Annotated in this window: 10 protein-coding genes; all 10 read right to left on the minus strand. The window is 66.3% G+C overall.

The window, feature by feature from the left end:
* Positions 1-27: 27 nt before the first annotated feature.
* Positions 28-1,251, minus strand: a complete 1,224-nt coding sequence (locus tag AC1DR6_RS11710) for an alpha-hydroxy acid oxidase (protein ID WP_476829406.1) — start codon at positions 1,249-1,251, stop codon at positions 28-30.
* A 5-nt stretch (positions 1,252-1,256) separates the two neighbouring features.
* Positions 1,257-2,282: a C-terminal binding protein gene (locus AC1DR6_RS11715; RefSeq protein WP_476829407.1), complete on the minus strand. Its 1,026-nt coding sequence runs from the start codon at positions 2,280-2,282 to the stop codon at positions 1,257-1,259.
* Positions 2,283-2,297: 15 nt separating this feature from the next.
* Complete coding sequence (locus AC1DR6_RS11720) at positions 2,298-4,691, minus strand: xanthine dehydrogenase family protein molybdopterin-binding subunit (RefSeq protein ID WP_476829408.1); 2,394 nt, start codon at positions 4,689-4,691, stop codon at positions 2,298-2,300.
* Entirely contained in the window at positions 4,688-5,419 is a 732-nt protein-coding gene (locus AC1DR6_RS11725; RefSeq protein ID WP_476829409.1) for an ABC transporter permease, read from the minus strand. Before AC1DR6_RS11725 ends, AC1DR6_RS11720 begins: the two co-directional genes overlap by 4 nt.
* Positions 5,420-5,484: 65 nt before the next feature.
* On the minus strand, positions 5,485-6,315 hold the full coding sequence (locus tag AC1DR6_RS11730; RefSeq protein ID WP_476829410.1) for an ABC transporter permease: 831 nt from the start codon (positions 6,313-6,315) through the stop codon (positions 5,485-5,487).
* A 19-nt stretch (positions 6,316-6,334) separates the two neighbouring features.
* A complete protein-coding gene (locus AC1DR6_RS11735; RefSeq protein WP_476829411.1) occupies positions 6,335-8,089 on the minus strand; it encodes a thiamine pyrophosphate-binding protein in 1,755 nt (584 codons plus the stop codon).
* A 22-nt stretch (positions 8,090-8,111) separates the two neighbouring features.
* Positions 8,112-9,545 carry an NAD-dependent succinate-semialdehyde dehydrogenase gene (locus AC1DR6_RS11740; protein WP_476829412.1) on the minus strand — a complete coding sequence of 478 codons (1,434 nt, stop codon included), beginning with the start codon at positions 9,543-9,545 and terminating at the stop codon, positions 8,112-8,114.
* 11 nt (positions 9,546-9,556) lie between these two features.
* On the minus strand, positions 9,557-10,627 hold the full coding sequence (locus tag AC1DR6_RS11745; RefSeq protein WP_476829413.1) for an alpha-hydroxy acid oxidase: 1,071 nt from the start codon (positions 10,625-10,627) through the stop codon (positions 9,557-9,559).
* A gap of 37 nt (positions 10,628-10,664) precedes the next feature.
* On the minus strand, positions 10,665-12,062 hold the full coding sequence (locus AC1DR6_RS11750) for an aspartate aminotransferase family protein (protein ID WP_476829414.1): 1,398 nt from the start codon (positions 12,060-12,062) through the stop codon (positions 10,665-10,667).
* Between the two features lie 61 nt (positions 12,063-12,123).
* Positions 12,124-13,215, minus strand: coding sequence for a zinc-dependent alcohol dehydrogenase (locus AC1DR6_RS11755; protein WP_476829415.1), 1,092 nt, complete (start codon positions 13,213-13,215; stop codon positions 12,124-12,126).
* Between the last annotated feature and the right edge of the window lie 24 nt (positions 13,216-13,239).

Below are 13,239 nucleotides of genomic sequence, written 5' to 3' on the forward strand. Positions count from 1 at the left end.
CGAACGGCACCGGTGTTCGGCCTTGCGTCAAAAGCGGCGGCAGAGCGCAGCCTCGACATGGCCCCGTCCGACCGCCGAAACCTCGTTCACCCCAAGCAACGCCATGTCGCGATCGATCTCGGCCTTGAGCAGCCTGATCGCATGAACGACGCCGTCTTCGCCGCGCGCCGCCGCCGCGAACAGGAACGGCCGGCCGAGAAAGACGAAATCGGCGCCGAGCGCCAGAGCCTTCAGCACATCCGAACCGCGCCGGATGCCGCCATCGATCATCACCGCCATGGTGCCGGCAACCTCCGCGACCTCCGGCAGGGCCGCGAGCGCCGGCCTGGCGCCGTCGAGCTGACGGCCGCCATGGTTCGAAACAATGACGCCATCGGCGCCCGCCTCCCGCGCCAGCACCGCATCATGGGCTGAGAGAACGCCCTTGACGACGAGACGCCCCCACCAGAGCCTACGAATCAATTCGAGATGCCGCCAGGCGAGTTGGTCACGCGCGCCGATAGCCCGCACCACGTTGTGCGAGAGGATCGGCGGCCCGCGGAAGGCGTCCATGTTCTCGAAGTGCGGCACGCCCTTTCGCAGGAAACTGCTGAGCCAAGTGTCGATAAGCCAGCGGGGGCGGATCATCCCGTCCCAAGCCAGTCGCAGCGATGGGCGCAGCGGGATGCTGAAGCCGGCGCGGACATTGTTCTCGCGATTGGCTGGAACGGGGACGTCAACCGTCAAGACGAGGGTGTCGTAGCCTGCGGCGGCGACGCGTTCGACCATCGCCTCGATCCGCGAATCCTCGCCGGGAAGATAAGCCTGGAACCAGCGGGCGCCACCCTCCTCCGCGATCCGTTCGAGCCTGGTCAGCGACGTCGCGCTGACGATCGAGGGGATGCGCTCCCGATCGGCCGCGCGAGCGAGCGCGATCTCGCCGTCGAAGGTCGCCAGCCCCGACAGGCCCATCGGCGCAATACCGAAGGGCGCGTCATGGTTTTGACCGAAGAGGCTTGTCCTCGTCGAGCGGCCGGAGACGTCGGCCAGAACACGCGGTACGAGATCGTAGCTGCGAAAGCTGTCGCGATTGGCCGCGAAGGACTGGCCGGTCTCGGCGGCCCCGGCATAGTAACCGTAGATCTGGCGTGGCAGACGGCGCCGCGCGGCGTCCTGAAAATCGTCCAGGCACAGGAACCCGGCGAGGTTTCGCGGCGTCTCGTCGACAGGCCGCGGCGCCGCCACGATGCTTGCCTGACCCGGCTCCAACATTGCCGTCACCGACTTGTGACCGGAAAACGGCTCGACGCCAGCACGACGTTCTGCGGGCGTCCCTGCAGTGCGGCGACCATCGTCTCGGCCGCCTTCACCCTGATGTCGCGATCGGCCTTCTGCGAGTAATAAGCGACATGGGGCGTCACGATCAGGCGCCCGTCCAGCCAGGGCTCGCGCTGCCGATAGGCCTTGAGAAGGGCCGGAAGCGGCTCCACCGGCGGCTCGACGGGGATGACGTCGAGACCGGTTCCGGCGACATGTCCGTTCCGCATCGCCTCGCCGAGCGCGTCGATATCGATCAGCGCGCCGCGCGCCGTATTGACGACCACCGCGCCGGCCGGAAGTCGCGCGAGCTGGGGGGCGCCGATCATGCCGCGCGTCTCGTCGGAGAGCAGGCAGTTCAGCGACAACACGTTCGAGACCGTCAGCAGTTCGGAAAGCGAGCGCATGCGCTCGACGCCGAGTGCCAGTTCGGTGCCGTTCGGCACATAAGGGTCGTAGAATACGACGCGAAAGCCGAACGCCTTGGCGCGCAAAGCCACCGCCGTGCCGATGCGCCCGAGCCCGACGATGCCGAAGGTCTGGGTGCCGGAGCGGTCGATCAGCGGCGTGTCGATCATCAGCCAGGGCGCCGGCTCATCGCCGCGCTGAAGGTCGTGGTGCAGCAGCAGCCCCCGCCGCAAGGCGAGCACGAGAGCCAGCGAGTGGTCGGCGATTTCCGTCGTCCCGTAATCGGGCACGTTGCAGACCAGGATATCGCGCGCCGCCGCCGTCTTCATCGCGATGCGGTCGTATCCGACGCCGATGCGTACCAGCACCCCGAGCTTCGGGAACCGGGCGAAATCGGCCTCCGTCACATGATGGCGGAAGACCAGCAGCCCGTCCGTCTCGCGACAGGTCACCTCGTCGATGTCGGAGAGTTGCGGGACATCGCGGAAGGTGACGTTGCAATGGCCGGCAAGGACGCTCTGCTCCAGCCCGGTGTCGGGGTCGATGAGTTCCGGATACAACACGTTCGCCATCGTCATTCCCCAGGATCTCCGTCAGCCGGAGAGCGGCTGCGAGGCTGCACGCGCCGTCTGGATCGCGCGCCAGAGCCGCAGCGGCGTCGCCGGCATCTCCACCTGCTCGATGCCCAGCGGCGCCAGCGCGTCGCGGATCGCGCTCATCACGGCAGGCAGCGCGCCGACCGTGCCGGCTTCACCCGCGCCCTTGACGCCAAGCGGGTTCGTCGTGGTCGGCACCGGGTGGCTCTCGACGCCGATGGGCGGCAGGTCCATCGCGCGCGGCATGCCATAGTCCATGAAGGAACCGGTCAGCACCTGCGCATCGGAGTCGAAGGCGATGAACTCGTCGAGAATCTGGCCGACGCCCTGTGCCACCCCGCCATGGATCTGGCCCTTCAGCAGCAGCGGGTTCACCACAGTCCCGACGTCGTCGACGACGTGATAGGCGATGATATCGCGGTGCCCTGTTTCGGGGTCGATCTCGATTTCGCAGATGTGGCAGCCATTGGGGAAGGTCGATTTGTCGAGGGCGACGCTTGCCGAGGCCTGCAGCCCCGTCTCGAACCCGGCAGGCAGCGAACGCAACTGAAAGGAGGCGGCCGCGACCTCCCGCAGCAACACCGAACGATCCGTCCCTGCGACCAGAAAGCGCCCGCGCTCAAAGACGATATCCTCGCTTGCGGCCTCCAGCAGATGGCCGGCGATCGGCTTCGCCTTCTCGACGATGCGCTCGCTGGCGCGCGAAAAAGCCGCGCCGAACGCCATCATCGTGCGCGAGCCGAACGTACCGCGCCCGTGGGCGACAACATCCGTATCGCCGAAGAGGACCTTGACGGTCTCGCTCGCAGCGCCCAGCAGTTCGGCCGCCATCTGGTGATAGGTCGTCTCGTGGCCTTGCCCCTGCGAATGGCTGCCGGCGAGGATCGTCATGTCGCCCGCAGCGTCGAAGCGGATCTCGGCATATTCCTCGAAGGGCCGGTCGGGAGGCCCGCCGGCGATCTCGATCACGCTGGCGATACCGATCCCGCGCAGCTTGCCGCGCTTCCTTGCCTCCCGGCGGCGCTGCTCGAAGCCCTTCCAGTCGGCAGCCTTCAGGCATTTATCCATGACGGCTTCGAACTCGCCGCTGTCGTAGGTGAAGACCAGCGGCGTCCGGTACGGCATCGCTGAGGACGGGATCATATTGCGGCGCCTGATCTCGGCACGGTCAAGGCCGAGCTTGCGCGCTGCCCTGTCGATGATCGTCTCGATGCAGAAGGAAGCTTCCGGCCGCCCGGCCCCGCGGAACGGACAGGTGGGCACGGTGTTGCTGAAGACGCCGCGCACCCGCACGTCGAAGGCTGGCGTCGTATAGACACCGGCGAGCCCGCCGATGTTGTTGGTGGGCGCGTGCAGCCCGTTGGAGGCGACATAGGCACCGATATTGGCGAGCGTCTCGACCCGCAATGCGAGGAACCCGCCCCGCTCGTCGAGGGCGAGCGACACGTCCGAGACATTGTCGCGCGCCTGATGGTCCGACATGAAGCCCTCGGAGCGATCGGCCGTATGGCGGACCGATCGGCCAGTCAGCTTCGCCGCCCAGAGCACGAGGACGAGTTCGGGATGCAAGCTGCCTTTCATTCCGAAGGCGCCGCCGACATCGGGGGCGACGACCCGGATGCCGCCCGGCGGCACGCGCAGGATCGTGGCGAGTTCGCCACGGATCATATGCGGCGACTGAAGCCCGGCATGGAGCGTGTAGCGGCCGGTGCGCGGGTCGAAGGCGCCCAGCGCATTGCGCGGCTCGAGCGAATTCGTGCCGACACGGCTGATGACGATCCGTTCGGAGACAATATGGGCGGCTTGCGCGAACAGCGCCTCGGTGCGCGCCACGTCCCCGGCCCGGAAATCGAAGCAGATGTTGTCGGGCAGATCAGCCCAGACCTGCGGAGCGTCGCCCCGGGCCGCCTGTGTCGTATCGGCGACGGCCTCGACAGGTCCATATCGAATGTCCACGAGCTCAGCTGCATCACGCGCCTGGTTCAGGGTCTCCGCCACGATGGCGACGACTCCCTCCCCAACATGGCGGGCCTGGCCGCGCGCCAGCGGAAAGTAGGGAGGCTCCGGCGACGGAGAGCCGTCGGCACGCTGGCGCTTGACCCGTGTGGGAATGGGCGCGAAGCCCTCCGCTTCCATTTCGCGAGCAGTGAGCACCGCGAGCACGCCCTCGGCCTGCCGGGCGCCCTGCGCATCGATGGAGAGGATGCGCGCCGCGGCATGGGGAGACCGCAGCACATACAGATGGGCCGCATCGCCGGACAACGCCGCGATATCATCGGTATAGCGGCCGCGGCCCTGAACGAGGCGCCCGTCCTCGACACGCCGCACCGGCTTTCCGAGGCCGCCGGATATGCCGGAGGAGTTATCGGCGCGAGCAGGCTCCAGGCTCATTCGCCGGGACGTTCGAGATAACGCAGCCGGCTGCGCTGGAAGCGGTTGAAGCCGGCATTGACCAGTGAGGCGAGAGCGAAGATCACGATGATCGTCGCGTACATGCTCGGGATCTGGAACTGGTCCGAATAGCGCATCAGGCGGTAGCCCAACCCGGAATCGGAATAGGCGATCTCGGCCGACAGCACGCCGATGATCGACATGGCGAGCCCCAGCCGCAGGCCGACGAGCAGCGAAGGCAGCATCGCCGGCAGATAGATCATCCGCACCTTCTGTAGCCAGCGCAGGTGGAAGCTGTCGCCGACCCGCAGCAGGATGATCCTGATCTGGAGATAGCCGCTGATCGTGCTGAACACGACCGGGAAAAAGGCCGACATCGCCGATTTCGCAATCTTGGATTCGAAACCGAGGCCGAAGACCAGAAACAGGATCGGCAGGAAGATGATCTTCGGCGTGCCGGCCAACGCCAGGATGTAGGGCTCGAAGGCGCGACGGAAGAACGTGCTCGAGCCGAGCCAGATCCCCACGAGAACCGCGATCAGCGAACCGATGACGAAACCTGAAAAGGATGTGAACAGGGTGATGCCGAGATCGCGATAGACCGAAGACCCGGTCAGTTCGGCAACCAGTGCGCCGGCCACCGCCAGCGGCGGCGGGACGAGCCCTTTGTAAAGCAGGCCGGAGATCGCGACGAGTTGCCATGCGGTCAGCAGGATCGCGATCGTCACGAACTTGATCGTGAGGACGGAAGGTCCGTTTGGCTCTGCGCTCGATGATGGATTGGACGCCATGCCTACCTCACCAGCCTCTCGATGCGGTTGACGATGATGTTGAACACGACGCTGACCAGCGTCACGGCAATGATTGCCGTGTAAGTGCCGGTAATGTCGAAGCGGAAATAGCTGTCGGAGACCATCCGGCCGAGACCGCCTGCGTCGACGAGGTATTCGATGGCAATGATGTTGATCAGGGTGTAGATCAGGCCGAGTCGGATCCCGGTGAAGATGGTCTTGGCGCCCGCCGGCACCATGATCTTCCAGAATATCGTGCTTTCCGACATATGGAAGCTGTGCCCGACCTTGATCAAGGTCGGCGGTACCGACATGAACGCCAGCCGCACATGAACGATGATCGGGATGATGCCTGCCGCCACGCCCATGAAGATCAGCGTGAAGTTGTTGCGGCCGAAAACGACCATGAAGAGCGGGTAGAGCAGGAAGATCGGCGCGGCGAAGAGCGAGGCCAGCCAACCTTCATACGCCTTGCCGAAGGCCTTGTAGCGATAGAGCAGATAGCCGGCGGGAACGGCGATGATCACCTCTGCCAGCATCGCCGCCAGAACCATGCCGAAGGTGATCTGCGTCGCCGTCCAGAGCTTGGACAGCGTTTCGGCATGGAACATCGCGCCGATCGCTTCGCTCGGGCGGGCGATGATCAGGCTCGATACCACACCTGTCCTGACGAGCACCTCGATCAGCAGCAGCACTACTACGACCGTGGCGAGGCCGAAGATCGTCGGCGCATCGAGCCCGATAGAGGCCGCCAGCCTGCGCCCCGAGAGAACGCCCGCCCTGTCGATCTGGATCGTCGTATCGCCACCGGTATCGGCGGGAGCCAGGGCCATGTCGTGCTCCTCTTACAAGTCAGTGATGGTTGAGCCAATCGAGGCTCGAACCACGCGTGGAATCGATGCGGATATCGATGAGGTAGGGCCGGCCGGCCTCGACGGCGGCGAGCCCGCGCTCAAGCGCTGCCGCGATCATGGCAGGATCGGTGACCGAGGCTTCCGATTCCACGCCGAAGTCGCGAGCCAGGCCCGGGATGTCGATGGCCGGGTCGTCGATGCGCTGGCCGATCCATTTGTTCTCGGGCGGACGGCCGCGATGCTGCGCCACCGCCTCCTGCTGGACTTCGTCGGTGTAGTAGCTGCGGTTGTTGGCGATCACGAAGAGCACCGGGATCTGGTAATGCGCGGCCGTCCAGAGGGCGGAGGGGGCGCCGAGAAACTCGCCATCCCCCATCATCCCGAGCGTCAGGCGACCGCTGCCCTTCAAGGCAAGGCCTGCGCCAACGGCCATGCCGGGGCCCGATCCGACGCCGCCACCGCCGTCATAGCCGAGATAATCGAGCGGATCGCGGAAGGGATAGGCTCCGGCCGGCCAGTTCAGCGGCACACGGGCCAGGCAGAGCTCGCGCGCGCCCTTCACCTCGCACAGGGCAGCACCGATATCGGCCAGCGTCGGAAGTCCATGCGGAGCCGGACGCGCTGGCGCAGGCGGTACCGTGAGCGGGACAGGCGCCGCCGCACCCAGCGCCTCGAGTTCCGCGATGAGCGGCGCGAGCACGGCGTCGGGCTCGACCGGCAGATGAATGTCGGCGCCGCTATAGCGCTGATGGTCGCCGCTCCAGCCGTTATGCACATAGTGATCGACCGAGACGTGGATCAGCTTGCGGGTGCCGGCCTCCACCGCGCCGGCGCGCATAACGTCCGCAACGTCGGTCCAATCCAGGCTGAGCACGACGTCCGCATCGGTCAGCAGCTTCCGGTTGACGCCGGTCAGGAACAGATCGGGCGGTGCGCCGTGCAGCGGGTGTTCCGTCGGGAAGGAGGCGCCGGTGCGCAGATCGGTGATGACGCGTGCGCCCAGAAGCTCTGCGAGCTTGACGCGCAACGCCCAGTCGGCCGGGCTTCGAGAAACCCGGCCCATCAGGATGACCGGCGCCCTCGCGTCCTTCAGCAGGCGAGCGGCGCCCGCCACGGTCTCGCGACCTGGTACGACACGCGCCGGAGGATCGAACAGGGTGGCGGGCGGCAGCGCGAGCGGCGTCTGCAACGCATCCTCCTGCAGGCGACGGTCGAGAATGACGTAAGAGGGTCCGCAGGGCGCGGTGCGCGCCATCATATGCGCACGGCCGATCGCCTCGATCGTTGCCGCCGGCGAATGGGGCTGATCGTCCCATTTGACGAAATGCCTGACCATGGCGCCCTGGTCGCGGGCGGTGTGCATCCAGTCGATCCAGTTGCGCCTGACGGCGGTGTCGACGGCACCCGTTGCACCCAGCATCAGGACCGGCACGCGGTCGCACCAGGCGTTGAAGATCGACATCATGCCGTTCATCAGTCCGACATTGCTGTGCAGCACGACGGCCATGGTGCGGCCGCTGGCCTTCGCATAGCCGTGAGCGATCGAAACGACGCTGCCCTCATGCAGCGCCAGCAGCATCTGCGGGTTTTCGTTGCCGAGATAATTGACGAGGCTGTCGTGCAGCCCGCGGAAGCTGGAGCCCGGATTGACGCAGACATAGTCGATGCCGAGATGCCGCAGCATTTCCGCGGCAGCGTCGCTGCCCCAGGCCATCGTCGTCTCGGCGCTCTTGGCGGGAATGTCCGGGTTCATGGCGCGGCTTTCGGCGAGGCGGTCAGAGGAAGGTCTCGGTGATCGTTTTGATGTGGGTGTATTCGGCAAGGCCCTCGGCTCCGGCCTCGCGGCCAATGCCGCTGTCGCCGACGCCGCCGAAAGGCGCCTCCGGTGCCGTGACGGTGACGCCGTTGATGGCGACGACGCCCGCTCGCAGCCCCTCAGACATCGCGGCTGCGGTCTTGTGCGAGCTGGTGAAGGCATAAGCTGCGAGCCCGTAAGGCAGGCTGTTGGCCTGTTCCAGAACCTCGTCAGCCGTCTCGAAAGACCGGATCGGCGCCAGTGGCCCAAAGGGCTCGCGGGTCATCACCGCGCTGTCGATCGGCGCGTCGGCGAAGACGGTCGGCGCGAAGAAGAAGCCGCGATTGCCGAGACGCTCGCCGCCGGCCAGCACCCGCGCGCCGCGCGCTTTCGCGTCCGCGACGAACTCCTCCATCGCCTCAAGGCGACGACGGTTGGAGAGCGGCCCCATCTGGCTGGCAGGATCGGCACCGTCGCCGACCTTGATCGCCTTGGCCGCCTCGACGAAATGCCGGGTGAAGCGCTCGACTGCGCCCGACTGGACATAGAAGCGGGTCGGCGCGGTACAGACCTGGCCGGCATTGCGGAAGCGCGAGCCGGCGCACTGCCTGGCGGCAAGTTCGACATTGGCGTCCTCGAAGACCACGGTCGGTGAGTGACCGCCAAGTTCGAGCGTGATCTTCTTCAGGTCACGGGCGGCAAGCGCTGCCAGATGCTTTCCGACGCCGACCGAGCCGGTCAGCGATATCTTCTGAACGATCGGGCTGCCGATCAGATGCGCGGAGACCTCGGCGGGATCGCCATAGACGATGTTGACGACGCCGGGAGGAACGCCGGCCTCGATACAGAGGCGGCCGAGGATGATGGCGGCGGTCGGCGTCTCCTCCGCCGGCTTGACGATGACGGAGCAGCCAGCGGCGAGCGCATGCGCGATCTTGCGCGACACCATGCTGCACGGGAAATTCCAGGGCGAAAACGCCGCCACGACGCCGACCGGCTCATGCATGACCAGGATGCGGCTATCGGCGAAACGAGAGGGAACGATGCGGCCGTAGAGCCTGCGCCCTTCCTCGGCGAGCCATTCGACGAGTTCGGCTGCGCCTGTCACCTCGCCGCGCGCCTCCGCCAGCGTCTTGCCTTGCTCGGCGGTGATGGCCGCCGCGAGTATCTCGACGTTCTCGCGCATCAATGCGCCGAACTTGCGCACGACCTTGGCACGCTCCTGCGGCAGCACCTTGCGCCAGAGCTTGAACCCCGCCTGGGCGGCCTCCAGCGCGCGGTCCAACTCGTCTTTCCCGGCGAGGGGCAAGTGGCCGATCTCGGCTTCGGTCGCCGGGTTGACGACTGCGATCGCGCGGTCGCTGCGCGCGCGGACCCATTCGCCGCCGATCAGATTGGCCCAATCGTCCTGCATCGCGATCATCCTCACAGCAGCCGATCGCGTAGGTGATAGAAGGTGCTGAGCTCGTGCGTCGGCCCGATCACCTCCGCCTTGCGGACATAGGCCGGGCTCAGTTCGGCGAAGGAGGTGACGCCGAGCAGTCCGAGCGCATTGACAATCTCGCGCTCAAGCAGTTCGAGGCTGCGGAAGAGCGCCGCCTCGCCGCCGGCCGCGAGCGCCCAGCCCTGCAACCGCCCGATCGCGACGGCCGTGGCGCCCAGCGCCACAGCCTTGATGACGTCGGTGCCGCGCAGGAAGCCGCCATCGACGATCAGTTCGGCCTTCTTATTCACCTCGCCCGCGATCTCGACCAGCGAGTCGAGCGCGCCCAGGCAATGGTCAAGCTGGCGCCCGCCATGGTTGGAGACGTAGATCGCGTCGACACCGCGCGAGACTGCCATCGCGGCATCCTCGACATGGGCGACGCCCTTCAGCATAAAGTGGCCGCCCCATTCGTCGCGGATGCGGCTGGCGAGATCCCAGGTGATCGCAGCCTGAAGATGCCGGTCCTTCTGCGCCTTCACGCTCGGCGGCAGGTAGCGGTTCATCAGCTGGCGCTCGCGAATGCCGTAATGCGAGGAATCGACAGTCACGGCCAGCGCGTCGTAGCCGGCCTCCTTGACCCGCTTCAGTATGGCTTTGATCCAGTCGAAGTCGCCGCGGACGTAGAGCTGGAACATCTTCGGCCCCTCAGCCGAGGCCGCGCTGTCTTCCAGCGAAGGCTCGGTGATCGAGCTGATCATCGGCACCGTGCCGAACCGGGCGGCCGCCCGGCAGGAGCTGGCGCCCCCGCCCTTCTCGATCGCCTGCAAGGAGCCGATCGGGGCGAGGATCACCGGAATTCGCAATTTATGGCCGAGCAGGGTGCCGGACGGGTCGACGCTGGACACGTCCCGCAGGACGCGGGGCAGGAAGGCGTAGCTATCGAGAGCATGACGGTTGCGCCGCATCGTCGTCTCGGATTCGGCGCCGCCGGTCAGATAGTCCCAAACCTCCTGATTGAGGTTTCGGCGTGCCTGGCTGACGATTTCCTGGCTGCATGTGAATTCGCTCATCGGTGCCTCGCAAACCGTCTTGATCCCTGCGTCGCCCTTAGGCGGCAATGCCCTGCTCGACCTCGGAAACGGCCTGACCGAAAAGCCTCAGCCCCTCGCGGAAATGCTCGCGGGTGATGGTCAAGGGCGGCATCAGGCGAATGGTCGAGCCGTGGCGCCCACAGGACATGATGCGCACGCCGAGCTGCTCGCAGCGCTGCAGGATCGCGCCGACGCGCTTGAGGTCGAGAGGCTCCTTGCTCGTCTTGTCGGAGACCAGCTCGACACCGATGAAGAAGCCGCGACCACGGACGCCGTCGAGAAAGGCGCTCTTCTCCGCGATCCGCGTCAGCTCCTGCTTCATCTCCTCGCCGACCGCGACCGAGCGGCCGATGAGGTCGTCCTCGGGATCGAGCAGGATTTCGAGATTGGCTAATGCCACGACATTGGCGAGCGCGTTCTCCGCACCGGTGATGACCTGCGAACCCAGCGGCAGCTTTTCCTGATAGCGCTTGTGGACCGTGACGCCCGACAGCGGCAGATCGCCGCCGATCGCCTTCGCCCAAGTCATCATGTCCGGCACGACGCCGGCATGCTCGCAGGCCCACATCTTGCCGGTGCGTCCGCCACCGGCCTGCACCTCGTCGAGGATCAGCAGGATGCCGCGGCGGGTGCAGATTTCGCGCACCGCCCTTAGGAACGACAGCGGCGGATCGAGATAGCCGCCATCGGCCTGCATCGATTCAACGATGACGGCGGCGACGTCGTCGGCCCCGGTGTTGGGCGTCGAGAGGCGATGGTCGAGATATTTGGAGCAGGCCGCTGCGGCGGCCTCCGGCTCCAGATCGAGGAAAGGCCGGTAGTCGTCAGGATAAGGCATGTGGATCACGCCCGACATCATCGGCCCATAGGGCTTGCGGAAATTCTCGCGCGTGGTCAGCGCCAGCGTGCCGTGGAAGACGCCGTGATACGCGCCCTCGAAGGCAACGATCTGTGTGCGGCCGGTGATCGCTTTGGCGTATTTGAGCGCGGTCTCGTTGGCGGCGGAGCCGCTCATGCCGAACCAGGTGAAGCATTCGCCGCGGAGGCCCTCGGGCATCGAGGCCGAAATCTTTTCGGCCAGCGCCACGGTCGTCTCGCTGACGAGCCCGGCGGAGTGCATCAGCCGATCGGCCTGCGCCTTGACGGCCGCGACGACCTTCGGATGGCTGCGGCCGACATTGGCGACGGCCACACCGGCCGATAGGTCGATGAAGGTATTGCCGTCGGGGTCCTGGATGCCGGCGCCGCGGCCGCTCTCGATGACGAGCCGCCCACGCACGGAGGGGCGCGTCGGGCTCTGGAACTGCATGGCGCGCTCGATGACGGCACGCGCCTTGGCTCCCGGGAATTCATTGGAGACCATGCGCGGCATTGTCGGATAGGACAATGCGGCCAGCTGCTCTTCGGAGATCATGACGGCTTCCTCAAACCATTGCGCATCGGCGGGGCGACCGGAGCCGCTCCCCACCTTCGGCTCATTGCCAGACGACGACCTGCGGCGGGTTGATCACGCCGTATTTGCCCTTGTTGGCGAGGATGTCGAAGGCCTCCGGGACCTTGTCGAGTCCGTGCAGGGTGTGCGTGATCGTCGGCGTGATCTGCACGCGCTTGGAGGCAACGAGCTGGATCGCGTAGTCGATCATCTTCGGCGAGGGCGAGCGGCGCCCGACGACCCGCAGCGCCTTTTTCTCGATCAGTCCGAAGGTGACTTCCGCGCCCGTCGGCAGATGGCCGATTTCGATGATGCGACCTTCGGGCCGCAGCATCTGCAAACCCTGCTGGAAGGCCTGCGTGCCGGCATGACCCTGCCCGGTGGCACCGCCGGCGCAATCGAAGACGACATCGCAGCCAAAGCCTTTCGTCGCTTCCATCACGGCCTCGACCGGGTCCTGATGGGTCGTGTTGACGAGCACGTCGGCGCCCAACTGCTTCGCAAGATCGAGTACGGCGTCGCGGCGGGCGATGGCGATGACACGCGAAGCGCCGGCACAGCGCGCCACCTGCAACGAGTCCAGCCCCATGGGGCCGAGGCCAATTACCGCAACGGTGTCGCCCATCTCGATGCCGATGCCTTCGGTGGCACCGACGATCGAGACCAGCGGTTGCAGCGCGGCGGCCTCGGCGTCGCTGATCTCGTTGGGGACGGCGGCGACCATGCGGGCCGGCACCGGGAAATATTCGGCCAGGCAACCGGGGGTGTCCTCGCCGACGTTAATCACGGAACGGCAGAGCTGCGGACGATGCGCCTGGCAATACTTGCAGGCGCCGCATGGCACACCGCGATGGTAGAAGACCCGGTCGCCAAGCTTGACGTTGGTGACGCCCTCCCCGACCTCGACGACCTCGGCGCAGAACTCGTGCCCGAACAGTGGTAGAGGCTGGCCCTTGGCCAGCATCGCCTTCAGGCTCTCATGGCTCGAAACCGCCGCGCCGCTGAACTCGGCGACCTCGGTAACGGAGAGTTCCAGCACCCTTGTGCGGCAGACGACCCAACCGGGCTCGGCCTTTGGCTCCGGCACGTCCTCGAGCCGCATGTCGTTGAAATCGTATGTCAGCCAAGCCTTCACGGTCGCTCTCCCCTCGCCATGAGC

It is taken from the genome of Allobosea sp. P5_A5 (assembly GCF_056400625.1).

Excerpts from the sequence above, each read along its gene's own strand:
- AC1DR6_RS11710 (WP_476829406.1), bottom strand. The coding sequence starts at position 1,251 with ATGTTGGAGCCGGGTCAGGCAAGCATCGTGGCGGCGCCGCGGCCTGTC.
- AC1DR6_RS11715 (WP_476829407.1), bottom strand. The coding sequence starts at position 2,282 with ATGACGATGGCGAACGTGTTGTATCCGGAACTCATCGACCCCGACACC.
- AC1DR6_RS11720 (WP_476829408.1), bottom strand. The coding sequence starts at position 4,691 with ATGAGCCTGGAGCCTGCTCGCGCCGATAACTCCTCCGGCATATCCGGC.
- AC1DR6_RS11730 (WP_476829410.1), bottom strand. The coding sequence starts at position 6,315 with ATGGCCCTGGCTCCCGCCGATACCGGTGGCGATACGACGATCCAGATC.
- AC1DR6_RS11735 (WP_476829411.1), bottom strand. The coding sequence starts at position 8,089 with ATGAACCCGGACATTCCCGCCAAGAGCGCCGAGACGACGATGGCCTGG.
- AC1DR6_RS11740 (WP_476829412.1), bottom strand. The coding sequence starts at position 9,545 with ATGCAGGACGATTGGGCCAATCTGATCGGCGGCGAATGGGTCCGCGCG.
- AC1DR6_RS11745 (WP_476829413.1), bottom strand. The coding sequence starts at position 10,627 with ATGAGCGAATTCACATGCAGCCAGGAAATCGTCAGCCAGGCACGCCGA.
- AC1DR6_RS11750 (WP_476829414.1), bottom strand. The coding sequence starts at position 12,062 with ATGATCTCCGAAGAGCAGCTGGCCGCATTGTCCTATCCGACAATGCCG.